This is a genomic window from Pseudomonas sp. WMBT8, assembly GCF_050916005.1.
Taxonomy (GTDB): Bacteria; Pseudomonadota; Gammaproteobacteria; order Pseudomonadales; family Pseudomonadaceae; genus Aquipseudomonas.
In genome coordinates, this window is record NZ_CP188096.1 from 4,037,192 (window position 1) to 4,062,782 (window position 25,591).

The window sequence follows — 25,591 nt, forward strand, 5'->3', positions numbered from 1 at the left end:
CAGGGATACCGAGATGATGCAATCGCGGGCAGCCAGCTCCCCCACAAGCCAGCACCTGCGCAACCAATCAAACAGGGACCGAAAATGCCCAGTTTCAATAAAATACTGATCGCCAACCGCGGCGAAATCGCCTGCCGGATCCAGCGCACCGCCCAAGCCCTGGGCTACCGCACCGTGGCGGTCTATAGCGAGGCCGACGCCGACGCCCTGCACGTACACATGGCCGACGAAGCCGTGAACATCGGCCCAGCCCCGGTGCAGCAGTCGTACCTGAACATCCCGGCCATCCTCGAGGCCGCACGCCTCACCGGCGCGGACGCGGTGCACCCAGGCTATGGCTTTCTCTCGGAAAACCCGGAGTTCGCCAAGGCCTGCCTCGCCGCCGGCCTGGTGTTCATCGGGCCCAGTGCCCACGCCATCGAGTTGATGGGCAGCAAGCGCCTGTCGAAAATCGCCATGCTCGCCGCTGGTGTGCCGTGTATTGCTGGCTACCAGGGCAGCGCGCAGGACGACGCCACCCTGCAAAGCGAAGCCGAGCGCATCGGTTACCCACTGATGATCAAGGCCAGTGCCGGCGGCGGCGGACGCGGCATGCGCCTGGTGCACACGGCTGCGCAGTTGCTCGAACAACTGCACACCGCACGCTCCGAAGCCCTCAATGCCTTTGGCAGCGACGAGTTGATTCTGGAGCAGGCACTGATCGCGCCGCGCCATGTGGAAATCCAGCTGTTCGGCGACGCCCACGGCAACCTGATCTACCTGGGCGAGCGTGATTGTTCGGTGCAGCGCCGCCATCAGAAGGTCATCGAAGAAGCGCCCTGCCCAGTCATGACCAGCGAGCTGCGCCAGGCCATGGGCGAAGCGGCGCTCAAGGCCGGGCGCGCCGTGGAGTATGTCGGCGCCGGCACCGTGGAGTTCCTGCTGGACCGGGACGGACGCTTCTATTTCCTGGAGATGAACACCCGCCTGCAGGTGGAACACCCGGTCACCGAACTGATCACCGGCCTGGACCTGGTGGACTGGCAACTGCAAATCGCCGCCGGCCAGCCCCTGCCCTTGCGCCAGGAGCAAGTGACGCTGAGCGGGCACGCCATGGAGGTGCGCCTGTACGCCGAGGACCCGGCCCAGGGTTTCCTGCCACAAACCGGCGAGGTGCTGCGCTGGGAGCCGGCTGCCGGGGTGCGGGTCGATCATGGCTTGCTGGCCTCCCAGCGCATCAGCCCGTTTTATGACCCGATGCTGGGCAAGATCATCGCCCACGGCGCCACCCGCGAAGAGGCCCGGCGCAAGCTGCTGCGCGCGGTGCAGGACTGCGTTCTGCTGGGGATCGCCAGCAATCAGCGCTTACTGGTGGACTTGCTCGAGCATCCGCAGTTTGTCGCGGTGGATTTCAGCACCGGGTTCATCGCCGAACACTTCAGCGCCATTGCCCGCCCCGCCATCAGCGACGAACAACTGGCAGTGGCCGCCGCACTGTTCTATCGGCACAGCGCGGCAGCGCATCACCCTGCCCTGGCGGGCTGGCGCAACAATGCCAGCGTGCCCTGGACCTATCGCCTGGGTGTTGATGAGCAGCGTCATGAGGTCAGCGTGCGGGTATTGGCGGACGATCACGTGCAAGTCGGCGCTGTCGATATCCACATCAAGGGCAGCGACGGGCGTTGGGCCAGCCTGGTCATCAACGGCATCCGGCGGCGGCTTGCCTATCACCTGCAAGGCTCCCAGCTCTGGCTGTTGTACTCAGGTCACAGCCTGTGCGTGAGCAACCAGACGCAAACCGTGGCCAGTCGGGAAGCGGCCGCCAGCAGCGGCACGGTCAAGGCGCCGATGGACGGTGCCATCACCCTGCTGCAGGTGCAGGAGGGGGATGTGGTGAGCAAGGGCCAACTGTTGCTGGTGCTTGAAGCGATGAAAATGGAGCACCCGCTCAAGGCAGGGATCGATGGGGTGGTCAAGGCCATTGCAGTCACCGCCGGCGATCAAGTGCGTAATCGCCAGGTATTGCTGCAGATCGAGTAGCCCTGGGCGGAACTACCAGGCTTGGCTACGCTCTATCCCCATCAGAAAGGGATGAGTACGGGAACCTGCGATGCCTGATTGGCTGATTATTGATCTTGAAGCCACAACGGATGACGGCGGCTGGCCCGTGTCGGAGATGGAAATCATCGAGATCGGCGTGAGCCTGGTCAACCGCCAGGGCCGCGAGCTGGACCATTTCCAGCGCTTCGTGCGGCCCTTGCGCCGGCCGTTGTTGACACCCTTCTGCCGCCAGTTGACGCACATCAGCCAGGCCAATATCGACAGCGCGGCGCCCTTGACCGAGGTCTGGCCACTGTTTGAGCGCTGGCTGGGCCAGCATCATCCGCGCCTGGAAAGCTGGGCCAGTTGGGGCGACTATGATCGCCAGCAACTGGAACTGGAGTGGCAGCGCCATGGCCTGGCCAGCGTGCTGGCCCAGACGCCCCATGTGAACCTCAAGCAACGCTTCGCCAAGGCCCGGCGCCTGGACAAGCCATTGGGGCTCAATGGCGCCTTGCAACTGGCGGGCATGCAGTTCAACGGCCAGCAACACCGGGCACTGGAAGATGCGCGCAATACGGCGCGTTTGCTGCCGTTGATTTTGCCCGTGTAGAAGGCATACTGGCCGACCTTTCTTGCCCCTTTTTTCGAGGATTCACCCATGTTCAAAGTCAATGAGTACTTCGACGGCACCGTCAAGTCGATCGCCTTCGGCACCCCTGAAGGTCCGGCGACCATCGGCGTCATGGCCCCGGGTGAATACGAGTTCGGCACCGCCCAGCGTGAAATCATGCACGTGGTCTCGGGCGCGCTGACCGTCAAGCTGCCAGGCAGCGACAGCTGGGAAACCTTCGCCGCCGGCAGCCAGTTCAATGTGCCTGCCGACAGCAAGTTCCAGCTCAAGGTGGCTGTAGACACCGCCTACCTGTGCGAATACCGCGGCTAAGCCTTTCCCGCGCACAAAAAATGCCCGTCTCGCTGAGACGGGCATTTTTCATGGGGACTGGGTTACTCGAGGATCGTCACCGGCATACCGACTTCCAGGTGGCCCACCCCGTCATTGACCAGGTTCTGGCCGAACATCACGCCATCGGGCTCCTTGCGGTAGGTTTCCAGGGTCGCCAGCGGCTGGCGGTCGGCGCTGCGCTCACCCGTTGCCGGGTCGATGGTGGTGAGGATGCACCGCGAGCAGGACTTGACCACCCGGAACTCTACCTCCCCGATGCGCAGGCGCTTCCAGCCGTCCTCGGCAAAGGCCTCACTGCCTTCGATCACCAGGTTGGGGCGAAAGCGCAGCATTTCCATGGGCCGGCCGATGCGCTGCGACAAGTCGTCGAGGGACGCCTGGCCGATCAGCAATAGCGGGAAACCGTCGGCGAATGCCACCTGGTCATCATCCTTGCCATAGCCGGCCGCCGTGGTGCGCGCGCGCTCCAGGGGCACCTGCACCAGGCGGGTCGGTTTGCCGACAAAGTCGCTGACCCAACGCGCGGCTTCATCGCCGGCATCGGGAACCCGCAGGGTGTCGCGCCAGATGGTCACACCGCGCAACTCGGCGTCAGCGCCGGGCAATGCCACGTCCAGCGTGGGCTGGCCAGCAGCACTCAAGGTCAGGCCTCCAGCGCCGTTCCAGAGGGCCGACAACTGACTCATCTGCGCTACTGCGCGCTGGGTCAGGAAGCGCCCGCTGGCCTCGTCCACCAACATCCAGCGTCGATCCCCGTCCAGCCCCAGTTTATCCAGGCCGATATGCGCCAAGGTCTCTGCCTTGCCCGACTTCAAGGGGTACCGATACAACGCGCTGAGACGAAGCATGAGCCTGGGTTCCTGTGAACAAAAACGTCACCCTATACGAGCACGCTGCCAGAATCAAAACTTCCCCGGTCGGCAACGTGGCCAGAAGGTATCAGGCTGGGACTTCGTCCAGCATCAGGCGCTGGCGCACCACATCCACCAACTTGTCGGGCTGGAATTTGGAGAGGAAGTTGTCGCAACCGACCTTCTTCACCATCGAATCGTTGAAGCTGCCGGACAACGAGGTATGCAACACCACATAGAGGCCACGCAGGCGCGGGTCGTTGCGGATCTCGGTGGTCAGGCGGTAGCCGTCCATCTCGGGCATTTCGGCGTCGGTGAAGATCATCAGCAACTTGTCGGTCATTACCTGGCCGCTGTCCGCCCACGCCTTGAGCATGTTCAAGGCCTTGAGGCCATCACTGGCGATATGCATCTTCACCCCCAGTTGACCCAGGGTGTCACGCAGTTGCGACAGGGCCACGTTGGAGTCATCCACCAGCAACACTTCGCGGCCACGGGCACGTTCGAGGACCGGGTCCTCGAGTTTTTCCCGGGAGACCTTGGCGTTGTAGGGCACGATCTCGGCGAGGACTTTTTCCACGTCGATGATTTCTACCAACTGCTCATCCACCTTGCTGATGGCCGTGAGGTAGTGCTGGCGACCGGCGCTGGCCGGCGGAGGCAGGATCGACTCCCAGGTCATGTTGACGATGCGGTCGACGCCGCCCACCAGGAAGGCCTGCACCGAGCGGTTGTATTCGGTAACGATAATGGTGCTGTTGGGCCCCGGCACCAGCGGACGCATGCCGATGGCCTGGGACAGGTCGATCACCGGCAGGGTCTGGCCGCGCAGGTTGACCACGCCGCAGACAAACGGGTGGCGCTGTGGCATCAGGGTCAGCTTGGGCAACTGCAGGACTTCCTGCACCTTGAACACGTTGATCGCGAACAACTGACGCCCGGCCAGGCGAAACATGAGGATCTCCAGGCGATTCTCACCCACCAATTGCGTGCGTTGATCTACCGTGTCGAGAATGCCAGCCATTGAAGACTCCTGGGTGTGCTGAAAGATTTGCTGCCTACTGGAGAAGGTTATCGGCAGACGGCGCCAGACCTTGACCCTGGGTAAAATGCCACGTAAATGCATTGATGTCACACTGACATCATGCTTTACTGGCATCACCTCCCATCCGGGAGTCAAGCGGCGCCGCCAGACCCTCAAACGGTCACAAGGTTCCGTCATATAGGGGATTCCCCTAGTCGCAATCAGGTCCAACCTGATATTCGCAATATCCAATAGCCATTAATGTGACGCCATTCTCATTGCATGAATGGAGTCAGGCTTTTGTTTGCTATCGCAAGCCCGCGGCCCAAGGGCCTTCCAGGCGTTATCGCCTGGGCAATCGAAGTCATGCGAACACCCCTGGTTGTTTCCACTGCACGCAGCGCCAGCCATCGCGACGCTGATCACTCAAATAAAAGTACTACTCAAAATTCAGAAACGAACTACAGATTCCGGTCATATTTCGGCGCTAGTTTGAAGCCGTTGCTACGGTGCTACATCTCATTATCTGACCGTATGTTGTGGAGACTTTCATGATGAACGACGGTAAAGAGTGGCAAGACGCACTTCCCGAGTTCCTCCTGGAGGCAGAAATGCTGCTGGCCAAGTCAGAGGAATGCCTGAGCCACCTGCATTTGATCCGCAACGATAACGACGCCATCGATTGCATGAAAAGCAGCTTGGTCAAACTTGCCGAAAAAGCCGATGCCATGGCGCTGCCAGCCATTGGCAATTTTTCCCGGCACATCCAGGACCTGATCAGCAACGCCCAAAGCCCGATGCAACTCCACGACGCGGCACTTGCCGCCCTGCATGACTGCCTGACGCTACTGGCCTGGCAGTTGGAATTGATCGATATCAAGACCGGTAAACTCAGCCTGGATGACGCCGAGCAAACCATCTTGATTGAAACCGTTGCCCAGCAGATTCCCCAGAAGGACGCTGGCACGCACTTTCGCCAATCCTTGCACTGCGCCTCCTAAACCTTTCGTGCGATTAAGCCAGGCCGCCAGCGGGCGACCAACTAAGTCTGCGGAAGGTATTTAGCCAGCCAACTATCAATAAGCCTGTATTGGTAATAACGATGCAAGTCTCGTTTAATAGTACAACTTGGGCTCGCTGAACTAAGTACTGCACAGGCGACCAACGGTAATTGTTGGTGGTACTATTACCGCGCTCGACGTGGCTGCCCCAGATGTAAGAAAATCCGAGAAGCCCCTCGAACCAACACCCAACTCACTCGCTTTCCAAACAGAGCCCGGCCAGCGGTCATGACCGGTCTACCCGCAGCGAACCTCCATCGGCTCCATCTGCTATGTACGCCAGCCCCAAGTCACTTATCGCCAGGTTCGTCTCCCCGGGCACTACCCGTTGGGTCACGCTTGGCCTGTGCCTGTGCGCGACCCTGGTCAGCCTGTGGGTGTATGCCCACGAAGCGCCGCTGCCGATATTTTTGCTGCTGCTCAACCTCGCCGCCCTGGCCGCAGCGGGCCTGCAGCGATGGCGCTCGCGTAAATCGATCAAGTTCCAGCCCCAGGAGTTGGCCGACCGCCTGTTGCAGGTCCAGGAAAACGAGCGTCATCGCCTCAGCCGCGAATTGCACGACGATATCGGCCAATTGCTGACCGCCGCCAAGCTGCAAAGCGATTGGCTGCAGCGCCGCCTCCCGACAGAATTGCAGGAACAGTGCGGCGTACTGTGCAACACCCTCAACGAAACCCTGGCCAAAGTGCGCGACGTGTCGGCCATTCTCAACCCACGGCAACTCACCAGCCTGGGCCTGGAAGCGAGCCTGCGCGCGCACCTGCTCAAGACCCTGGAAAACACCCCGGTGCACTGGAGCCTGGAATGCCAGCAACGCCTGACCGGGATTCCGGAAGAGATGGCCGTGGCAGCCTTCCGTATTACCCAGGAGGCCGTGACCAACATGCTGCGCCACGCCCAGGCGCGCAACCTGCTGGTGCGCCTGCGACGCTTGCCCCAGGGGCTCTCGCTGTTTATCAGCGATGACGGCCAGGGCTTCTCGCCCGCCACCGACCCAGGCCTTGCAGGGCAAAGCGGGATGGCGGGCATGTCCGAGCGCATTGATCAACTGGGCGGCCTGCTGACGGTCAATAGCCAACCCGGCTTTGGCACGCGGATCGAAGCGCTGTTCCCCTGGGCGCCGCGCACCCTCGAGCGGGCCAGTCCCCCTAAGGTTCTAGAGTGACCTGCAATTTACTCCTGGTAGATGACCACGCACTGATCCGCGCCGGCGTGCGCGCGCTGATCCTCGATATCCCCGGCTATGCGGTGATTGGCGAAGCCAACGACGGCGCGCAAGTGCTCGCACAATTCGACGCCTTGCAGCCCGATATCGTCCTGCTGGATTTGTCGATGAAGCACACCAGCGGCCTGGATGCGCTGCAGCAACTCAAGCACGCCTACCCCAAGAGCAAGGTGCTGATCCTTTCGATGCACACCGACCCGCAATTGATCATGCGGGCCCTGGAGGCCGGTGCCCACGGCTACCTGCTCAAGGACACCACCGCCAATGAGCTGGAACACGCGCTGCTGGCACTGCGCAACAACGAGCGCTACCTGAGCCCGGCGATCGCCCACACGGTGATCAACCAGGCCTTGATCCACAGCCAGTCACACCCGGCACCTCCTACACAGCGCCACAACCTGACGGCACGCCAGCTGGAAATCCTGCGCCTGATCGTGCGCGGCAAGTCCACCCGGGAAATCGCCCACGGCCTGGGCCTGAGCATCAAGACCGTGGAAGCCCACCGCTCGCAGATCATGAAGCGCTTGCAGATTTTCGATGTGGCCGGCCTGGTGCTGTTTGCCGTGCGCGAACAAATCATCAGCCTGGACGATTAGCCAGCAACGGCGAATCCACCGGCAAGTGCACCTGCAAGGCCTTGGGCAAGGCGCAAAAACGCAGGTCATCGCCTTTGAGCGGCTCGCCATCGAGGTTGATGTCCAACCCTTCGGCCACCTTGATCTCCACCCACGGCAGGCGTGCCCGTACGAACAGGTTGTCCAGGCCCCAGCCGTCGGTCATCAGGCTGCGCAAGGTGCCGACCACTTCCTGGGGCGCGGGCAGGATGCTGATATCCAGCAGGCCATCATCGGCCAGGGCGCCCGGGCACAGCTCATGCCCGCCCCCGGCCTGGCGACCGTTGCCGATGCCCAGGGCCAGCAACTCGCCGCGCCAATGGAAGTCCGGGCCCACCAGTTCCCCATAGGCGGCCCGCAGCTCGCTGAAACGCGACAGGCCGGTGAACAGATAGGCCGCGCCACCCAATACCTTTTTCAGGTCTTCGGAGGTGTTGGCGGTGACCTGGCTGCCAAAGCCGCCGGTGGCCATATTGAGGAAAACCTGCCCGCCCACCTCCCCCAGGTCGATGGCTTGCGGCGCCACGTCCAGCAGCTCCAGCGCCAGGCGCGGCTCCAGCGGCACCCCGGCCGCCCGGGCGAAGTCATTGGCGGTGCCCAGGGGCATCAGCACCAGGCTGGCGTCAGTCTTGGCGCGTGCCATGGCCTCGGCCACGTCGCGCAACGTGCCGTCACCACCACCCGCGATCAGGCGGGTGTAGCCGGCATCCAGGGCTTCACCTACCAGGCGCTGGGCATCGCCGCCCTCCCAAGTGACACGCACCGCCAGCTCCCACCCCTGCTCGCGCTTGCCTTGCACTGCCGCCCGCACGTCTTCGTTGAGGGCTTGCTTGCCGTGCAGAATCAACAGTGCCTTGGGCTTGCTCATGGGGTGAAGCTCCTATCGTTGGAGGGGACCTGAGGGATGTTGACCTTCTGCAGTCAGAAAAAAGCCATTGGGCTGTAAATTAATTCTTCAGCCCAATACTTCACTCAGGGGAATGAAGTTCACCCGGTCACCGATGGCCAAGGTGCTGCCTTCGCGTACTTCCACCAAACCCTCGGCCCAGGCGGCACTGCGCAATACGCCGGAACTCTGGTTCTGGTAGATCACCGCCCGCCCTTGCTCAAGGCGCCCGCGCAGGTATTCGCGACGGTTGCCCGGCTTGGCCCAGACGAACCCCACCGGCACCTCGAAACGCAGGGGCTGCACCACCTCGACCCCCTGGCGGCGCAACAGGTATGGCCGTGCCAACAGGGCGAACGTGACCAGAGTGGACGCCGGGTTCCCCGGCAGACCGATCACCGGCACGCCGCGAAAGTGGCCGAAAGTCAGCGGTTTGCCAGGCTTGATCGCCAGCTTCCACAAGGCCAGTTCGCCCTCCTCGCGCAGTGCGATACCGAGGAAATCCGCCTCTCCCACCGAGACCCCGCCGGTGGACAAAATCAGGTCCACCGAACCCAGTGCGCCGAGGCGGGTACGGGTCAGTTCCAGGTCATCGGGCAGGATACCCGCGTCGATCACCTCGCAACCCAGGCGTTGCAACCAGCTGCACAACACCCGCCGGTTGCTGTTGTAGATCTGCCCCGGCCCCAGCGGCAGGCCGGGCTCGATCAATTCGTCGCCCGTCGACAGCACCGCCACACGCACGCGCCGCACCACCGCCAGGCGGTCGCGCCCCAGGGAGGCCGCCAGGCCCAGTTCAATCGGGCCGAGCCGCGTACCCGCCGTCAGGACTTCTTCGCCGACCGTAGTCTCCTGGCCCTTGGGCCGGATGTTTTGCCCTACGTGCAGCGCCTGGGTGAAGCCCACGCGCTGGTCGGCTTGCACCTCGGCGTTTTCCTGCATTTCTACGCAGTCGGCGCCTTGCGGGACCGGGGCGCCGGTGAAGATCCGCGCGCAGGTCCCCGCCGCCAGGGGCTCCGGGGCTTGCCCGGCGAAAATACGCTGGCTCACCGGCAGCGGCTCACCCGTCCAATCGGCAGTGCGCAAGGCGTAGCCGTCCATCGCACTGTTGGGCCAGGGCGGCAGGTCAAGGGTGGAGACCAGCGCCTCAGCCAATACGCGCCCGTCGCACTCAGCCAATGGCAGGTATTGCTGCTCACGGATTGGCGCGGCCTCGGCCATGTTCAACAAGCGCTCAAGTGCTTCTTCTACCGGCATCAACGCGCCGGTCTTGCCCGGCTTATCCACGGGATTCACACGGTTCGGCCAGCTTGAGGTGCGGCACAAAATTGCACGGGCGATGGCGGGCATCCAGTTGTTCGGCGAGAATCCCGTCCCAACCGGTACGCACCGCGTTGGTGGAGCCCGGCAGGCAGCACACCAGGGTGCCATTGGCCAGGCCGGCCAGGGCGCGGGACTGCACGGTGGAGGTGCCGATATCAGCCACCGAGATCTGCCGGAACAGCTCGCCAAACCCATCCACCTGCTTGTCCAGCAGGCAACTGACAGCTTCCGGGGTGCTGTCGCGGCCGGTAAAGCCGGTACCGCCGGTGATCAACACCACTTGCACCACGTCCTCGGCGATCCAGTGCGCCACTTGCGCACGGATTTTGTAGAGGTCATCTTTGAGCAGTACCCGCTCGGCCAGGCGGTGGCCGGCCGCGAGCAGGCGGTCAACGAAGACTTGCCCGGAGGTATCGGTTTCCAGGGTGCGGGTATCGCTGACGGTCAGTACAGCGATGTTAAGAGGTACGAAAGGCGCATCAGCCTTGGCTTTCATGGCTCGGTCCGGTTGTCTAAGAAACAGCCCGATGTTATATCACAGGCCCCTATTTCACTGCCTGCGCGGAGCCGTCATGCCATTCAATTCTTCGCCCCTGCCCTGCTCGATCCTGTTGCTGGCCGGCGGTCGCGGCCAGCGCATGGGCGGCCAGGACAAGGGCCTGCTCGACTGGCACGGGCAACCGCTGATTGCTCACCTGCACCAGTTGGTGCGGCCGTTGACCGATGACTTGATCATCTCCTGCAACCGCAACCAGGTGCAGTACGCCGCCTATGCCGACCAGTTGGTAAGCGACGACAGTCCGGACTTCCCGGGCCCCTTGGCCGGTATCCGCGCCGGGCTGGCCGCCGCGCGCCATGAACATCTATTGATCTTGCCCTGTGATGTGCCGCACATCGATGGGCAGTTGCTGGCAGACCTGCTCGACACCGCACGGCAACACCCACAGGTGCCGGTGATGATCCGCCATGGCGAGTTCTGGGAGCCTTTGCTCTGCGTCATACCGACGCGCCTGCGCGGTGATGTGGAGCGCGCCTGGCAGGCTGCAGAGCGCAGCCCGCGCCAGATCCTGCTGAAACTGGGGGCAAAGGCGCTCGAATGCGCCGAAAACGATCCGCGCCTGGCCAACCTCAATACACCAGAGTTGTTGCACCCACGCCCCGGCGTGTCAGAATGAGTGCTAGAACAAGGAACTTTGCCGACGTTGCACACGTCACAAGGTCAGAACTCAACACAGCATTACTCTCGGAGAAGACTCATGACTCAACGGACCATCGCCGCTCTCATGCTTGCACTGGGCCTTGCCACCCTCGCCGGTTGCGCCTCGCCAACAGTGATCACCCTGAATGACGGTCGCGAAATCCAGGCTGTCGACACCCCTAAATTCGATCAGGATTCGGGCTTCTACGAATTCGAACAACTGGATGGCAAGCGTACCCGCATCAACAAGGATCAGGTTCGCACCGTTAAAGACCTGTAAGTCTTAACGCCAGATACAACAAAGCCCGCTTTTGAGCGGGCTTTGTTGTATCTGGCGCGTGGGAAATATCACCAGTCCAGCACGATTCTGCTGCTGAAACTGCGCTGCTCGCCGGTTACCGGGTCGATAAACCGTACACCCTGGGCCAGCAACTTGAGCGGGTTGGCGTAGTCATCCACGGCATCCTTGATGACCTCGGGATAAAACGGGTCGTTGCAGATGCTCGCGCCCAGCGCCGTCATATGCACGCGCAGTTGATGTTTCTTGCCGGTCACCGGAAACAGGCCATAGCGCCACAGGTCGCCGTTTTCTTCGCGCACCTGCACCGCCGTTTCCGTGTTGCTTGCACCGGGCCTTTCCTGCATGCGGAAGAACGGTTCGCCCTCCACCAGGCGACTCTTGTGCACCAGCGGGAATGTCAGCGCAGGCAAGGCCGGGGCAATGGCTTCGTAGATTTTATCGATCTGGCGGGTAGGGAACAGTTGCTGATACGCCGAGCGGCTTTGCGGGTTGGCCGAGAACAACACCAGCCCTGCGGTATGGCGATCAATGCGATGCAGCGGCACCAGCGAAGGGTTATCCAGGCTACGGATCAGGCGGCGCAGTAAAGTCTGCTCGACATATTCGCCGGCGGGCGTCACTGGCAGGAAGTGTGGTTTGTCAGCCACCACCAGATGCTCATCGGCGTACAGGATGGTTTCCTGCACCGGGATCGGTTTTTCATCCGGCACTTCGCGAAAGTAGTGGATGCGCAAGCCTTCCTTGTAGGCCAGATCCACGGCGATGGGCTGGCCGTTGCCATCCAGCACCCGACCACGGGCGATGCGGTCCAGCCATTGCTCGCGGCCGATGGCGCGAAAATGCTCGCACAGGCAATCGAGTACCGTCACCCAGGGGCCAGGCGGCAGGTACAAGGTACTGGCTTGGTTCTGGGCAGCGGAAAAACCGGTATCGGACATGCGTACGCTCAAGGCCTGGAAACAAAGGGGGCATTATCCCCCAGAAGCTCAAGCCCTGACCAATTCGGCCCGCAACACCGGCGAAGCACTGGCAGCCTCGGTGAATTCCTTGAGCCAGCGCAGCACGTCCACCGCCTCCCAGCGGCCAGGGTCGTACAAGGCATACAGCAATCCCTGGTATCCCACCACGTCCAGTTGCTTGTGATAACCGGCGCGCTGAAACAATGCTTCGATTTCGGCAAAGCAGGTATTGAAATGCACTTTGTTGAACGGCGTCTTGCCTTCCGTGACCAGGCCATCGAGCCGCAGTTCATTCACCGCATCGCGCACGACGTCGACAGACATGCGGTTGACGCTGCTTTTCAGTTGTTCGACATTCACCACGGGCGTTCCCTCTCACTCAATCGCTGTACAAACATACAGTAACCGAATAATCAGCAACCTGCCATGGGGATGGCGCTAGATTAGAAAGGCGACCACCTGTTTAGTGTCGAACGGCCAACCCAGTTCCGCCCCGGTATCCACCCGGCGCAGCACCGGAATACTTAGGCCGTAGGCTTCGAACAGTGCTTCGGAATCAGCGATATCCACCAACTCGACCAACAGCCCATGTTCGACCAACGGCATGATTTCATCTTCGGCAAGCTCACACAGATGGCAGCCCAGGGTGCCGAACAACTGGCATTCAGGAGGCATGATGTACAGACCCGATAAGAAACAGGTCCTCATTCTAGGCCGCGGGAAAAACCTCGTCGAGTCATGCCAAAGACCTGATCCAGATCACCATGGCCTATAACTGATTCAGCGATTCTCGCGGCTTTTTTCCTGCAACACCCCGACGGAGATGTCTGTGTTTGCCAACCTGCTGATCATTCTTGCCTCATCCCTGGTCGTCATTGCACTGTTCCGCCGGCTGCAACTGCCGCCGGTGCTCGGCTACCTGTGCGTGGGCCTGGCCGTCGGGCCAACCGCCCTGGACTGGGTCAATGACAGCGAAGACCTGCCAGACCTCGCCGAACTGGGCGTGGTGTTCCTGCTGTTTTCCCTGGGCCTGGAGTTTTCCCTGTCCAAGATGCTCAGCCTGCGCCGGGTGGTGTTTGGCCTCGGCAGCCTGCAAGTGTTGTGCTGCGCCGTGGTGCTGGGCGCCTTGCTGCTGTTGATGGGCATGTCGCCGGTGGCCGCATTGCTGCTGGGGGCAGGGCTCGCGCTGTCATCCACCGCGATTGTGAGCAAGGAGCTGACCAGCCTGGGGGAGATTTTCAGTAGCCATGGGCAAAACGCAATAGGCGTGCTGTTGTTCCAGGACGTGGTCGCGGTGCTGTTGCTGACCCTGGTGCCGGTGTTCGCCGGCAGCAGCGAGCAGGCCTGGTATTGGGCTCTGCCGCTGACCCTGGGCAAGACCGTGGTGCTGTTCCTCGGCCTGCTGCTTGCAAGCCGTTGGCTGCTGCCGCGCCTGTTCCACGAAGTGGCCGCCTCGCATTCGGCGGAGCTGTTCGTACTGCTGGCCCTGGTGATCGTGCTACTCACGGCCTGGCTCACGCACCTGCTGGGCCTGTCGCCGGCCCTCGGCGCGTTCCTGGCGGGCATGCTGCTGGGGGAAAGCCATTACCGGCACCAGATCGAAGCGGATATCCGACCGTTTCGCGACATTCTCCTGGGGCTGTTCTTTGTCAGTATCGGCATGCTGATCGACTTGCAGCTGTTCATCAGCCACAGCCTGCAGATCCTCGGGCTGACCCTGGCGCTGATGTTGATCAAGGGCTGCATCGTCGCCGCGCTGGTCAAGCTGCGCGGCAGCGACAGCGAAACCGCCTGGCGCAGTGGCCTGGCGCTGGCCCAGGGCGGCGAGTTCTGCTTTGCGCTGATGGCGCAGATGCAATTGAGCAATATGCTGCCCGGCGAAATCAGCAGCCTGCTACTGGCAGCGACGTTCTGCTCCATGCTGCTCACGCCCCTGCTGCTGCGGGCCGCGCCCGCGATCGCGCTGCGCCTGCATCGCAAACCCAACCAGCAAGTGCAACTGGAGGCCATCACCGCGCTCAATGCCGAGCTACGCGGGCATGTGGTGATCTGCGGCTATGGCCGGGTCGGTCAATCCATCGGGCGTTTCCTGCGCCGTGAACAACAAGCGTTCATTGCCCTGGACGATGACCCCGAGCGCGTGCAGGAAGCCGCCACCGAGGACAGCAGCGTGCATTATGGTGATTGCCGGCGCGGTGCCCTGCTCAGCGCCGTCGGCCTGGAGCGCGCGCGCCTGGTGGTGATTGCCGTGGACAATAGCGACGTGGCCCTGGCGGTGCTCAAGGAAGCACGGCGGATCAACCATAAAGTGCCGATCCTGGTGCGCACCCGCGACGACAGCCAGCTGACTGAACTGAAAGCCGCCGGGGCCAGTGAAGTGGTGCCCGAGCTACTGGAGTCAAGCCTGATGCTCGCCTCGCACGCGATGATCATGCTCGGCCTGCCCGACCAGCAGGTGCGCGACCGGGTCGACGAAGTGCGGCGCAACCGCTACCGCTTGCTCCACGGTTTCTACCAGCACACCGACGACAACCGTGCAGCCCCGATCAATCCTGACTGACGGCGCCAATCTTATGGATCGACAAGTCCGCGCCGTAGTACTCCTCTTCCTGGCTCAAGCGCAGGCCGCAGATACGCTTGAGCACGCCGTACACCAGCAACCCGCCAGCCAGGGCCAACACCACTCCCAGGGCGGTGCCGATCAACTGGCTGATCAGGCTTACGCCGCCCAACCCACCCAAGGCGCTCTGGCCGAAAATCCCGCAGGCAATCCCGCCCCACACGCCACACAGGCCATGCAGCGGCCAGACACCCAGCACATCATCGATCTTCCACCGGTCCTGGGCCGCGATAAAGCACCAGACGAACAAGCCGCCAGCCACCACACCGGTAACCAGCGCGCCCACCGGATGCATCAGGTCGGAGCCCGCGCAGATTGCCACCAGCCCGGCCAACGGGCCGTTGTGCAGGAAGCCCGGGTCATTACGCCCGATCACCAGTGCCGCCACGGTGCCGCCCACCATGGCCATCAGCGAATTGACCGCCACCAACCCGCTCACCCCGGACAAGGTCTGCGCGCTCATGACGTTGAAACCGAACCAGCCGACGATCAATATCCACGAACCCAGCGCCAGGAACGGGATGCTCGAAGGCGCGAACGCCACCAGGCGCCCATCGCGATAGCGGCCCTGGCGTGGGCCCAGCAGCAACACCGCTGCCAGCGCCAGCCAGCCACCCATGGCGTGCACCACCACGGAACCGGCAAAGTCGTGGAACGTCGCACCAAAGGTCGCCAGCAACCAGGCTTGCAGGCCGAAGTTGCCATTCCACACCATGCCCTCGAAAAACGGGTAGATGAACGCCACGATCAACGCCGTGGCACACAGCTGTGGAACAAAGCGCGCCCGCTCGGCAATCCCCCCGGAGATGATCGCCGGGATGGCCGCTGCGAAGGTCAGCAGGAAGAAGAACTTCACCAGGCCGTAGCCATGGTCGGCACTGAGCACCGCGGCCGGCTGCATAAAGCTGACCCCATAAGAGATCCAATAGCCTATAAAGAAATAGGCCAGGGTCGAGACCGCAAAGTCACTGAGGATTTTCGACAACGCGTTGACCTGGTTCTTCTGCCGTACCGTCCCGACTTCCAGGAACGCGAAGCCGGCATGCATCGCCAGGACCATCACCGCGCCGATCAGAATAAACAGCGTATTGGAGCTGTGGACCAAGGTGTCCACCGCGCTTTGCACATTTTCCATGGGGATTGGCAGGCCTGCAGTTGAGGAAAAAGCACCAAAGCAGTTCATCGCCCTACGATCGCGCACTAAATTGGCACTGCGTGCTCTACCCTTCTACAGAGGATATGAACCGCTTTGGCGCGACGACTGTTGAAGACAGCAATGACTTGCGGGTTTTTCCACGGGTTTTAGTGATTTAGGGTAAGGTTTTTCAAGGCTTTGGCCGAAACCGCCCACATTGCGCGCAAACCTTTGGGCTGGCGCACCATGGCAAAGCAAAAGCTGTACCAGACAATTGCAGTGAACCTTCAGCAATGCCGGCGACTCTCAAGCAAAACCCCGCTCAAGCACCAGACAGCCACTCACGGAGATAACCATGGCCAGAAAAACGGCGAAGACTGCTCAAGAAATACTGATGGAAGATTTCCAGACCCTGGTCAGCGATACCGAAAAGCTGCTGGATGACACCGCGATTCTGGCCGGTGACCAGGCTGATGAACTGCGCTCGAAGATCCACGACAGCCTGCTGCAGGCCCGGGAAACCCTGAAATTGACCGAAGACTCCCTGCGCGAACGCGGCAAGGCGGCGGTCACCGCCACCGAGGATTATGTACAGGCCAACCCTTGGCAATCCGTTGGCATCGCTGCCGGCGTGGGCTTTCTGATCGGCCTGCTGGCTACAAGGCGCTAATCATGTCTATCGGCGAAACCGGCTCGTCCACGGGCCCAAGTTCCTCATCGCGGCGCCTCGGCGCGGCTGTCCTGGGCTTGCTGCACAGCCATGTCGAGCTGTTCGGCATCGAGTTGCAGGAACAGAAGGCACGCACCGTCAGCCTGCTGCTGTTTGCCGGACTGGCACTGGTGTTCGCCCTGTTGCTGCTGGTGGGGTTGTCGGCGCTGGTCATGATCCTGGTCTGGGATACCTATCGCCTGACCGGAATCATCAGCCTATGCGTGTTTTACGTACTCGCCGCAGCGTTCTGCGGGTTGCGCTTGAAGGCCGCGGTGTTCGATGAATCCACGCCTTTCCACGCCACCCTCGAAGAGTTGGCCAATGACCGGGAGCGCCTGCTGCCATGAGCCTGACTGAACTGCCGCAAACCAATTCCCGGCGGGAAATGCGCAAGGCCTTGATCCGCCTGCGCATGGAAATGCACCGCCAGGAAATTCGCCACGAGTCCCAGCAATTGCTGCTGCCCTTGCAAAAGGTGCGCAACCTGGGCCAAAGCTGGCAGGACGGGTTCGGGATCAAGCATGCGCCGCTGTGGGGCGTCGCCGCTGTGACCCTGCTGGGATTCTTCACCGGCAAAGGCGCCAAGGGTGGCAGCATCGGCACCATGACCCGCCTGGTAAGGCTCGGTGCGGGGCTGATCCCCTTGATCAAGCTCGCGATGCAGGGTGCCTCCCGCAAGTCCTGAGACAATTGGCTGCATTCTTGCAAACGGATCAGGCCCGGTTCCCTCCCTACAGGTACCGGGCTTTTTTCATGCCGAAGCACCCTAAGGAGGCTCTGTGATTGACGGGCAACCGCTCGCCTGTTTCCAACCATTTATCGACACCGCCACCGGGCGCATTGCCGGGGTGGAAGCACTGGGCCGCCTGCGCCAGGCAGATGGCCAACTGCACTCGGTCGGCCCCCTGTTCGCCGATGCCCGCACGCCCACTTCGGCGCTGCGGCGCCTGGATCGCAAGATCCGCGACAACGCCCTGAGCCGCCTGCATGAGGCGCCTGAAGACTGGTTCATGAGCCTCAATATCTCGCCACGCTGGATCACCCTGCTGCGACCGGGTCAAGCCCTGCCCAGCCTGAAACAGCTACACGCCCATGACGTCGATCCAAAGCGCATCGTGTTTGAGATCACTGAACTGGGAGGCGACAGCCAGCGCCTGGCCGAGGTCGTCGCCCGCTACCGCGAGGCGGGAGCGCGGATTGCCATTGATGACTTTGGTGCCGGGTATTCCCAACTGGATCGGGTCCTTGCCCTGCGCCCGGATATCCTCAAGCTGGATATGCGCCTTTTCCAGGCAGCGGCCCTCGGCGGACCCAGCGGTGAGGTGGTGCGCGCCCTGGCGCAAATGGCGGAAAAAACCGGATGCTGGATCATTGCCGAAGGCGTGGAAACCGAAGCGCAACTGCGCTTTGCCCTTGAATGTGGCGCGCGGTATGTCCAGGGCTACCTGTTTGCCCAGGCGCAACTGGAGTGGTTCGCCGCCGACGCATTCGTCCCGCGTTTCGCCGTGCTGCGCCAGGCTTACGTGCAGCACAAACTGGCCGAGCGCGGGCGGATCATGCTGCTGCGCCAGCAACTGATCGAACTGATGCAGATCCTGCAGGGCTGGGCGCTGGCCCAGGAGCCTCTCAGTCAATTGCCCTGGCTGCCGGGCTTTCCCCGGCTGCTGCGGTTTTATCAGTGCGATCGCCACGGCACCCAACTGACCCCCAACTTCGAGTGGCGCCAGGATGCCTGGCAAGCCGACAGCCACTACCTGGGCCACAACTGGTCATGGCGCCCTTACTTCTATCACCTGCTGGCCGAAGGCTGGGAGGAACGCCGCTTGATTCTGTCCAGTACCTACCGCGATGCCACGACCAATCAATACTGCCTGACAGCAGGACAATTCTTCGATAACGGTCAGCGCCTGCTGTTAATCGATATTGACGCCGCCGGCCTGTAGTTTTTCGCTTGCTCCAGGCCCGCCGAACCGGGAAGCTGGGGGTCGACATTCATCCCACGGAGAGCCCTCGCCTTGGATTGGCCTACCCTGCTTACCCGCGAACGCCTTGGAAAACCGCTGCACAGCCCAGAAGAGCTGGGCCGCAGCCCGTTTCACAAAGACCATGACCGGATCATCTTCTCCGGGGCCTTTAGGCGCCTGGGCCGCAAGACCCAGGTCCATCCGGTGACCAGCAACGATCATATCCACACCCGGCTGACCCATTCGCTGGAAGTCAGTTGCGTGGGGCGCTCCCTGGGCATGCGCGTCGGCGAAACCATTCGCAGCGCCCTGCCTGACTGGTGCGACCCCAGCGACCTGGGCATGGTGGTGCAATCGGCCTGCCTGGCCCATGACATCGGCAACCCGCCGTTCGGCCATTCCGGCGAAGATGCGATCCGCCATTGGTTCCAGCAGGCAGCCGGCCGTGGCTGGCTGGACGACATGAGCAGCGCCGAGCGCAATGACTTCCTCAATTTCGAAGGCAACGCGCAAGGGTTCCGCGTGCTGACGCAATTGGAATATCACCAGTTCGACGGCGGTACGCGCCTGACCTACGCCACCCTGGGCACCTACCTCAAATACCCATGGACCGCCCGCCACGCCGACTCCCTGGGCTACAAGAAACACAAGTTCGGCTGCTACCAGAGTGAATTGCCGATCCTTGAACAGATCGCCCAGAAACTCGGCCTGCCGCAACTCGAGGAACAACGCTGGGCACGCCACCCACTGGTGTACCTGATGGAGGCCGCCGACGACATCTGCTACGCCTTGATCGACCTGGAAGACGGCCTGGAGATGGACTTGCTGGAGTACGCCGAGGTCGAGTCGCTGCTGCTGAACCTGGTGGGCGATGACCTGCCGGAAACCTACCGGCAACTGGGGCCCCAGGACTCCAGGCGACGCAAACTCGCGATCCTGCGGGGCAAGGCCATCGAGCACCTGACCAACGCCGCCGCGCGGGCGTTCGTCGAGCAACAGCAGGCGCTGCTGGCCGGGACCCTGCAAGGCGACCTGGTGGAACATATGCATGGCCCGGCCAAACGTTGTGTACTGAATGCCAAGGACATGGCACGCAAAAAAATCTTCCAGGACAAGCGCAAGACCCTGCATGAGATCGGCGCCTATACCACCCTGGAGATCCTGCTGAACACCTTCTGCGGCGCGGCCCTGGAACAGCATGGCGGCCGTACTCCATCCTTCAAGAATCGACGCGTCCTGGATTTGCTGGGCAACAGCGCGCCCCATCCTGACTGGCCGCTGCATCGCTCATTCCTGCGCATGATCGACTTCATCGCCGGCATGACCGATAGCTACGCCAGTGAGATGGCCCGGGAAATGACCGGGCGCTCCTACCCTCAATGAGCCATGGCCCAGGCAGGTTTTCCTGCCTGGGCGCTTGCCTCGAAGAATCGACCTACGCAAGCACCAGAGCAGCCTGATCGAATTTGCCCCAACACCCGATGAATAATCACCCCTCTCTTATCCACCCCAGCGCTCAGCTCCTACATTCACGCAAACCCAAGATAGCCCGACGTCTTGCTCACAGGGCAAACAGACACAGGCACTGGCTGGCATCTTTGCACCTACAGCTACTTCCACGGAACTTCCTATGCCCGAACGACAATTGCGCATCCTGCTGGTGGAAGATCACCCGTTTCAACTCCTGGCCATTCAGTGCCTGCTCAAGAGTTTCGGCTACGACCAACTGACACCCGCCGCAAATGCCGAGCAGGCAATCAAGTTGATGCGTACAACCGAGGTCCCCTTCGACGTGATGTTATGTGACCAATGCCTGCCCGACCTCACCGGGTTGGAGCTGGTGGAGATAGCCAGCCATGCAGGCTTTGTCAAAAGTGCTGTATTGCTAAGTGGCCTGCCCGCCCTCGAACTGGAATATTTGAAAACCCTGGCAATACAACGTGACTTGCGCCTGCTTGGATATTTGGCTAAGCCCTTGAACAAAGAAGCCTGGATCGAATTGATCAACCAATCAGCGCTAGCCCACGACTAACGAGTCCCCATCTGGTATTTACCCCCAAATCACCCGGCAAAGCTGAAGTACCCTACTGCATCAACATACCGAGAGCTGCCAAAGTAACTTTTCAAAATTTAACGTAGGACATTAAACGCATTCACAAATGAAATATCGCCCCCATCCCTCTTACAAATAACACTGCACAGCTTTCAAACCTTTCACCTAGGAAACTCTTACAACACGGCCAACAAAGCCTTAGCGCGTTGTAGTCCAATACCTTTTTTATGGTAGGAATTTTCCTGTTTTATATCTGCTCAGCCTTCCCTTCATGCTCCTACCCTACCTTCTGAGCTAATGTGCGCGCTTATTTGCACTAGTATGGAATTGGCTCATGAATACAGTCTTTATTATTGACGACCACCCGGTTATTCGACTTGCAATCCGAATGTTGCTGGAACATGAAGGTTACAAAGTTGTCGGCGAAACAGATAACGGTTGTGATGCAATACAAATGGTCCGCGAATGTCTGCCAGACCTCATCATACTTGATATCAGCATCCCCAAGCTCGACGGACTGGAGGTTCTCTGCAGGTTCAATGCAATGAGTACTCCAATGAAAACGTTGATTCTGACCGCCCAGTCCCCGACACTTTTTGCCACACGCTGCATGCGTTCAGGAGCCGATGGTTATGTCTGCAAAGAAGGTGATCTGAGTGAACTACTAAGTGCCATCAGGGCTGTACTTTCAGGTTACAACTATTTCCCAAGTCAAGCATTGAACACCACCGGCGCCGAACTCGGCGAAAATGAAGAACTGAATCTTTTCAAGTCAGTCAATGACCGAGAACTTATGGTCTTACAACTTTTTGCACAAGGCCGTACAAACAAGGAGATTGCCAAAGGTATGTTCCTCAGCAATAAAACGGTCAGCACTTATAAAAAACGACTAATGCAAAAACTCAAGGCCAAGTCCTTGGTAGAACTTATCGAGATGGCAAAACGCAACGCGTTAGTGTGAGAAACAGGATGCCAAGGCGTTTAAAGGACTATCTAATCATTTTGAGTGCCGGGCTGTGCTTGAGTACAGCCGTGTCAGCCACTCAAACCGCTCCAGAACGCTACTCATTGCTGAGTCGTGCCGGTACCGTTCAGTTGGACACCCAACTGAACCCCACGCAGCGCCAATGGCTACAAAACAAACGTGAGTTGGTGCTGGGAACCTCGACACCCGACTACCCGCCCTTCGACATAACCGCCAGCGGCCACGATTACGAAGGTATTACTGCCGACTACGCGGGGATCCTGGCCAAAGCCCTGGCATTGCCCGTCACGGTGTTGCGCTACCCCTCGCGGGAGGCGGCCATCCAGGCGCTGGAAGACGGGAAAATCGACTTGCTGGGCAGCGCCAACGGATTTGAAGCGAGCAACGCCGACATTGTCCTGTCAACGCCCTACGCGGTCGACCAGCCGGTACTGGTCACCCGTGACGCAGAAACCCGCCCGCTCAATGACGGGCTGGCGGGCATGCGCTTGAGCCTTGTCTACCACTACCTGCCGCTAAAGGACGTCGAAGCGCTGTACCCGAATGCGATCATCCAGGTCTATCCGTCTTATTTGAATGCGCTGAACGCCGTGGCCTTCGACCAGGCCGACGTGTTCCTCGGCGATACTATTTCCACCCATTACATGATCAACAAGGGCTACCTGAAGAACATCCGCATGGCCACTTTCGGCAAGCACGAAGCCTACGGCTTCAGCTTTGCCATACACCGCAACCAGCAAACCCTGCTGGGCATCGTCGATGCGGTCCTGGCAGGCGTAGGGACCTACGAGCGGGAAAACATCGCCAAACGCTGGAGTGCGGGTAGCGATATCCTGTTGACCGACCACAAGCTGCAGTTGAGCCAACGTGAAGAGCGCTGGCTTAAGGACCACCCGGTGGTAAAAGTGGTCATCAACGGAACCCTCGCGCCACTGACGTTCATCGATTCCGACGGCCAGTTGCGTGGCATGACCGCTGACCTGCTGGAGTTGATACGGCTACGCACGGGCTTGCACCTGGAGTTCCAGAACACCCGTAACGTCAACCAAATGATCGAGCAGGTCGAAAACGGCAACGCCGATATTATTGCCGCCATCAGTCCCAGCCGCGAACGCGAAGCCAAGCTCGACTTCAGCCGTCCCTACCTGCAGAACTCCTACGTTCTACTGACACGCAAGGAGCCTGGAGCGCCCTCGACTCTTGAGCAACTAGCGGGAAAAAAACTCGCGATCACCGAAGGCAACCCGTTGGTGGACTATCTGCGCCGGGAGTATTCGCAGATCACCCTGGTGGAGGCCAGCGATACCTTCAAGGCCTCGGAAATGCTGGCCCAGGGGCATGTGGATGGGGCCGTCAACTCGTTGGTTGTCGCCAACTACTTCCTCTCATCCCATTTCTTCCAGGGCCAATTGCAGATCAGTTCGAGTATCGGTACACAACTGGCCTCGTTCTCCCTGGCCACCTCACGCAGCGCCACCGAACTGGCCTCGATCCTCGACAAGGCACTGCTGAGCATCGCGCCGGATGAACTTGGGGTGATCAACAACCGCTGGCGTGGCTACACAGCCGCATCCGACAGCTACTGGCGCAACTACCACCGCTTGATTATCCAGATCATCAGCGCCGCCGGGCTGCTGCTGCTTACATCCCTGGCCTGGAACGGCTATATGCGCCGGCAAATCAAGCACCGGCAGATGGCAGAGCGGGCCCTGAGCGATCAATACGAGTTCATGCGTGCCCTGGTCAATGAAACCCCGCACCCGATCTACGTGCGCGATCGCAACGGTTTGCTGCAGACCTGCAATGACAGTTACCTGCAGGTCTTCGGCGTCAAGCGCGAGGAGGTCATCGGCAAGAGTGTCATGCAGAGCAGCCTGGCCAGCGAGGCGCAAGCCAACCAGTATCATGCCGACTATCTGCGGGTGGTGGCCGAAGGCAAGCCGCTGATCGTTGACCGCCCGCTGCATATTCGCGGGCAACACCTGACGATCTACCACTGGATCCTGCCTTACCGTAACTCCGTTGGTGAGGTCCAGGGCATCATCGGCGGCTGGATCGACATCAGCGAACGTCGCCAATTGTTCGATGACCTGCGCGCAGCCAAGGACCGCGCCGATGAGGCCAATCGCGCGAAAAGCACGTTCCTGGCAACCATGAGCCATGAGATCCGCACCCCCATGAACGCGGTGATCGGCATGCTGGAGTTGACCCTCAAGCGTGCCGACCACGGGCACCTGGATCGCCCGGCCATCGAGGTGGCCTACAACTCGGCCAAGGACTTGCTGGAATTGATTGGCGATATTCTCGACATCGCGCGCATCGAGTCGGGCCGCCTGAGCCTGGCGCCGGAGCGCGTCAACCTGCGCGAACTGATCGAGTCGGTAGTGCGAGTGTTCGATGGCCTGGCACGCCAGAAGAATCTCAACCTGCTGTTGGCGTTCAATCCCGGCGTCGACGAGCGTGACGTACAGATCGATCCGCTGCGCTTCAAGCAGATCCTCTCCAACCTGGTGAGCAATGCCATCAAGTTCACCGAACAGGGCGAGGTAAAGATCAAGGTGGATATCCAGGCCACCGGGCAGCCGCAGCAAATCCAGATGAAACTGGTGGTCGAGGACACCGGCATCGGTATCAGCCGCGACGACCAGCAACGCCTGTTCGAACCTTTTTCCCAGGCCGACAATTCCGGGCACCTGGCCAGGAGCGGCGCGGGTCTTGGACTGGTGATCTGTCGCAGCCTGTGCGAGATGATGGGCGGGCAACTGGCCTTGAGCAGCGTGCCCAGTGTCGGCACCCAGGTATTTGTCTCGCTGCAGATGACCAGCCTGGCACCTGCCTACCCGCTGATCGAGCTCAAGCCTGCGCCCCAGGATGCGGCGGCAATCCTGAATGTGCTGGTGGTGGACGACCATCCGGCCAACCGCCTGCTCATGTGCCAGCAACTGGGCTTCCTCGGGCACCGGTTCACCGCGGTCCAGCACGGCGCGGCGGGGTTCCAGGCCTGGCGCCAGGAACACTTCGACCTGATCATCGCCGACTGCAACATGCCGGTCATGAACGGCTATGAACTGGCCCGTGCGATCCGTGAACATGAACAACGGGAAAACATGCCGCCCTGCATCATCCTGGGCTTCACCGCCAATGCTCAGCCGGAGGAAAAACAGCGCTGCCGGGATGCGGGGATGAGTGACTGCCTGTTCAAGCCCATCAGCCTTACGACACTGGAGCGCCACCTGGCCGAGATCACCCCGCTGGCGCCAGCGCGGATCTTCGACCTCGATAGCCTGAACGCCCTGACTGGCGGAGATCCGTTGTTAAGCCGGCGCCTGCTGGAAGAACTGTTGAGCAGCAGCCGTCGTGATCGCGAGGAACTGATGGCATTGCTCGCACAAGGCGCTCACCAGGACCTGATCGACCAGGCCCATAAGATCAAGGGCGCCGCCAGGATCGTCCAGGCCCGCACGCTGGCCGAGCAATGCGAGATGCTGGAGCAGGCTGGCGAGGATGCGGATCGGGCCCAACTGGCCATCTGGGTCAAGGCCATCGAAAACGCCATGTTCGATCTTGAGCAAGTGCTGCAAGAGCAACTGGATACCCTCACCCTGTAGGAGCCGGTTTGCCGGCGATGGTCGCTAACGAAGACGTGGGGCACCTGACGCCCCCACGCCATCGCAGGCAAGCCAGCTCCCACAG

The 25,591-nt window shown here is 61.0% G+C and carries 26 protein-coding genes; 17 read left to right on the plus strand and 9 right to left on the minus strand.

The genetic code is table 11. The features are described 5' to 3' along the window. Positions 1–84 precede the first annotated feature (84 nt). The 3 genes from ACO77H_RS18105 (at position 85) to ACO77H_RS18115 (ending at position 2,965) form a co-directional block, all read left to right on the plus strand. Positions 85–2,019: an acetyl/propionyl/methylcrotonyl-CoA carboxylase subunit alpha gene (locus ACO77H_RS18105; RefSeq protein WP_432754397.1), complete on the plus strand. Its 1,935-nt coding sequence runs from the start codon at positions 85–87 to the stop codon at positions 2,017–2,019. A gap of 70 nt (positions 2,020–2,089) precedes the next feature. Next, on the plus strand, positions 2,090–2,632 hold the full coding sequence (locus tag ACO77H_RS18110) for an exonuclease domain-containing protein (RefSeq protein ID WP_169952571.1): 543 nt from the start codon (positions 2,090–2,092) through the stop codon (positions 2,630–2,632). A gap of 48 nt (positions 2,633–2,680) precedes the next feature. After that, the gene (locus tag ACO77H_RS18115) at positions 2,681–2,965 is read left to right on the plus strand and encodes a pyrimidine/purine nucleoside phosphorylase (protein WP_169952573.1); all 285 of its coding nucleotides are present in this window, start codon (positions 2,681–2,683) and stop codon (positions 2,963–2,965) included. A gap of 62 nt (positions 2,966–3,027) precedes the next feature. On the opposite strand, the gene ACO77H_RS18120 is transcribed toward ACO77H_RS18115, so the two are convergent. Both ACO77H_RS18120 and ACO77H_RS18125 read right to left on the minus strand, forming a co-directional pair. Then, positions 3,028–3,834: an MOSC domain-containing protein gene (locus ACO77H_RS18120; RefSeq protein ID WP_432754398.1), complete on the minus strand. Its 807-nt coding sequence runs from the start codon at positions 3,832–3,834 to the stop codon at positions 3,028–3,030. A gap of 91 nt (positions 3,835–3,925) precedes the next feature. Next, the gene (locus tag ACO77H_RS18125) at positions 3,926–4,861 is read right to left on the minus strand and encodes a chemotaxis protein CheV (RefSeq protein ID WP_057960227.1); all 936 of its coding nucleotides are present in this window, start codon (positions 4,859–4,861) and stop codon (positions 3,926–3,928) included. Positions 4,862–5,412: 551 nt separating this feature from the next. On the opposite strand from ACO77H_RS18125, the gene ACO77H_RS18130 reads away from it, so the two are divergent. The 3 genes from ACO77H_RS18130 to ACO77H_RS18140 all read left to right on the plus strand — a co-directional run bounded on the left by ACO77H_RS18130 (position 5,413) and on the right by ACO77H_RS18140 (position 7,744). After that, positions 5,413–5,862, plus strand: a complete 450-nt coding sequence (locus tag ACO77H_RS18130; RefSeq protein WP_169952581.1) for a hypothetical protein — start codon at positions 5,413–5,415, stop codon at positions 5,860–5,862. Between the two features lie 332 nt (positions 5,863–6,194). Continuing rightward, on the plus strand, positions 6,195–7,088 hold the full coding sequence (locus tag ACO77H_RS18135) for a sensor histidine kinase (RefSeq protein WP_170042827.1): 894 nt from the start codon (positions 6,195–6,197) through the stop codon (positions 7,086–7,088). Beyond that, on the plus strand, positions 7,085–7,744 hold the full coding sequence (locus tag ACO77H_RS18140; protein WP_169952586.1) for a response regulator: 660 nt from the start codon (positions 7,085–7,087) through the stop codon (positions 7,742–7,744). Before ACO77H_RS18135 ends, ACO77H_RS18140 begins: the two co-directional genes overlap by 4 nt. On the opposite strand, the gene yegS is transcribed toward ACO77H_RS18140, so the two are convergent. The 3 genes from yegS to moaB form a co-directional block, all read right to left on the minus strand. Further along, the gene (gene yegS / locus ACO77H_RS18145) at positions 7,728–8,630 is read right to left on the minus strand and encodes a lipid kinase YegS (protein WP_169952589.1); all 903 of its coding nucleotides are present in this window, start codon (positions 8,628–8,630) and stop codon (positions 7,728–7,730) included. The genes ACO77H_RS18140 and yegS overlap by 17 nt on opposite strands. Positions 8,631–8,717: 87 nt before the next feature. Next, positions 8,718–9,944: a molybdopterin molybdotransferase MoeA gene (locus tag ACO77H_RS18150; RefSeq protein WP_432754399.1), complete on the minus strand. Its 1,227-nt coding sequence runs from the start codon at positions 9,942–9,944 to the stop codon at positions 8,718–8,720. Then, a complete protein-coding gene (moaB, locus tag ACO77H_RS18155) occupies positions 9,928–10,467 on the minus strand; it encodes a molybdenum cofactor biosynthesis protein B (protein WP_029298095.1) in 540 nt (179 codons plus the stop codon). The genes ACO77H_RS18150 and moaB overlap by 17 nt, the downstream gene beginning before the upstream one ends. A 76-nt stretch (positions 10,468–10,543) precedes the next feature. Here moaB and mobA point away from each other — a divergent pair, with 76 nt between their 5' ends. Together mobA and ACO77H_RS18165 are read left to right on the plus strand one after the other, a co-directional pair. Further along, on the plus strand, positions 10,544–11,146 hold the full coding sequence (gene mobA, locus ACO77H_RS18160; RefSeq protein ID WP_432754400.1) for a molybdenum cofactor guanylyltransferase MobA: 603 nt from the start codon (positions 10,544–10,546) through the stop codon (positions 11,144–11,146). Between the two features lie 81 nt (positions 11,147–11,227). Further along, positions 11,228–11,449 (plus strand): YgdI/YgdR family lipoprotein, encoded by a 222-nt coding sequence (locus ACO77H_RS18165; protein ID WP_029298091.1) that lies wholly within the window; start codon positions 11,228–11,230, stop codon positions 11,447–11,449. 68 nt (positions 11,450–11,517) lie between these two features. Here the strand turns inward: ACO77H_RS18165 and ACO77H_RS18170 are convergent, their stop codons facing one another. The 3 genes from ACO77H_RS18170 to ACO77H_RS18180 all read right to left on the minus strand — a co-directional run bounded on the left by ACO77H_RS18170 (position 11,518) and on the right by ACO77H_RS18180 (position 13,104). Further along, the gene (locus ACO77H_RS18170; protein WP_432754401.1) at positions 11,518–12,408 is read right to left on the minus strand and encodes a pseudouridine synthase; all 891 of its coding nucleotides are present in this window, start codon (positions 12,406–12,408) and stop codon (positions 11,518–11,520) included. A gap of 48 nt (positions 12,409–12,456) precedes the next feature. After that, the gene (locus tag ACO77H_RS18175; protein WP_169952600.1) at positions 12,457–12,792 is read right to left on the minus strand and encodes a transcriptional regulator; all 336 of its coding nucleotides are present in this window, start codon (positions 12,790–12,792) and stop codon (positions 12,457–12,459) included. A 75-nt stretch (positions 12,793–12,867) separates the two neighbouring features. After that, the gene (locus ACO77H_RS18180) at positions 12,868–13,104 is read right to left on the minus strand and encodes a glutaredoxin family protein (protein WP_170057066.1); all 237 of its coding nucleotides are present in this window, start codon (positions 13,102–13,104) and stop codon (positions 12,868–12,870) included. Between the two features lie 148 nt (positions 13,105–13,252). Here ACO77H_RS18180 and ACO77H_RS18185 point away from each other — a divergent pair, with 148 nt between their 5' ends. Next, positions 13,253–14,989, plus strand: a complete 1,737-nt coding sequence (locus tag ACO77H_RS18185) for a cation:proton antiporter (protein WP_172313946.1) — start codon at positions 13,253–13,255, stop codon at positions 14,987–14,989. On the opposite strand, the gene ACO77H_RS18190 is transcribed toward ACO77H_RS18185, so the two are convergent. Further along, the gene (locus ACO77H_RS18190) at positions 14,976–16,184 is read right to left on the minus strand and encodes an ammonium transporter (protein WP_172313948.1); all 1,209 of its coding nucleotides are present in this window, start codon (positions 16,182–16,184) and stop codon (positions 14,976–14,978) included. The two genes, ACO77H_RS18185 and ACO77H_RS18190, sit on opposite strands and share 14 nt — an antisense overlap. Positions 16,185–16,539: 355 nt before the next feature. Here ACO77H_RS18190 and ACO77H_RS18195 point away from each other — a divergent pair, with 355 nt between their 5' ends. From ACO77H_RS18195 to ACO77H_RS18230, 8 genes are all read left to right on the plus strand, one after another. After that, entirely contained in the window at positions 16,540–16,854 is a 315-nt protein-coding gene (locus tag ACO77H_RS18195) for a DUF883 family protein (RefSeq protein ID WP_029298079.1), read from the plus strand. A 2-nt stretch (positions 16,855–16,856) separates the two neighbouring features. Beyond that, entirely contained in the window at positions 16,857–17,243 is a 387-nt protein-coding gene (locus tag ACO77H_RS18200) for a phage holin family protein (RefSeq protein ID WP_169952610.1), read from the plus strand. Then, positions 17,240–17,581 (plus strand): hypothetical protein, encoded by a 342-nt coding sequence (locus ACO77H_RS18205; RefSeq protein ID WP_170042825.1) that lies wholly within the window; start codon positions 17,240–17,242, stop codon positions 17,579–17,581. Before ACO77H_RS18200 ends, ACO77H_RS18205 begins: the two co-directional genes overlap by 4 nt. A 94-nt stretch (positions 17,582–17,675) precedes the next feature. Continuing rightward, positions 17,676–18,839 (plus strand): EAL domain-containing protein, encoded by a 1,164-nt coding sequence (locus tag ACO77H_RS18210; protein WP_432754402.1) that lies wholly within the window; start codon positions 17,676–17,678, stop codon positions 18,837–18,839. A gap of 72 nt (positions 18,840–18,911) precedes the next feature. Then, on the plus strand, positions 18,912–20,243 hold the full coding sequence (locus ACO77H_RS18215; RefSeq protein ID WP_169952616.1) for a deoxyguanosinetriphosphate triphosphohydrolase: 1,332 nt from the start codon (positions 18,912–18,914) through the stop codon (positions 20,241–20,243). Between the two features lie 247 nt (positions 20,244–20,490). Next, positions 20,491–20,892: a response regulator gene (locus ACO77H_RS18220; RefSeq protein WP_169952618.1), complete on the plus strand. Its 402-nt coding sequence runs from the start codon at positions 20,491–20,493 to the stop codon at positions 20,890–20,892. Between the two features lie 355 nt (positions 20,893–21,247). Beyond that, positions 21,248–21,874 carry a response regulator transcription factor gene (locus tag ACO77H_RS18225; protein WP_169952620.1) on the plus strand — a complete coding sequence of 209 codons (627 nt, stop codon included), beginning with the start codon at positions 21,248–21,250 and terminating at the stop codon, positions 21,872–21,874. 8 nt (positions 21,875–21,882) lie between these two features. After that, positions 21,883–25,506, plus strand: coding sequence for a transporter substrate-binding domain-containing protein (locus ACO77H_RS18230; protein ID WP_432754403.1), 3,624 nt, complete (start codon positions 21,883–21,885; stop codon positions 25,504–25,506). Positions 25,507–25,591: the final 85 nt, after the last annotated feature.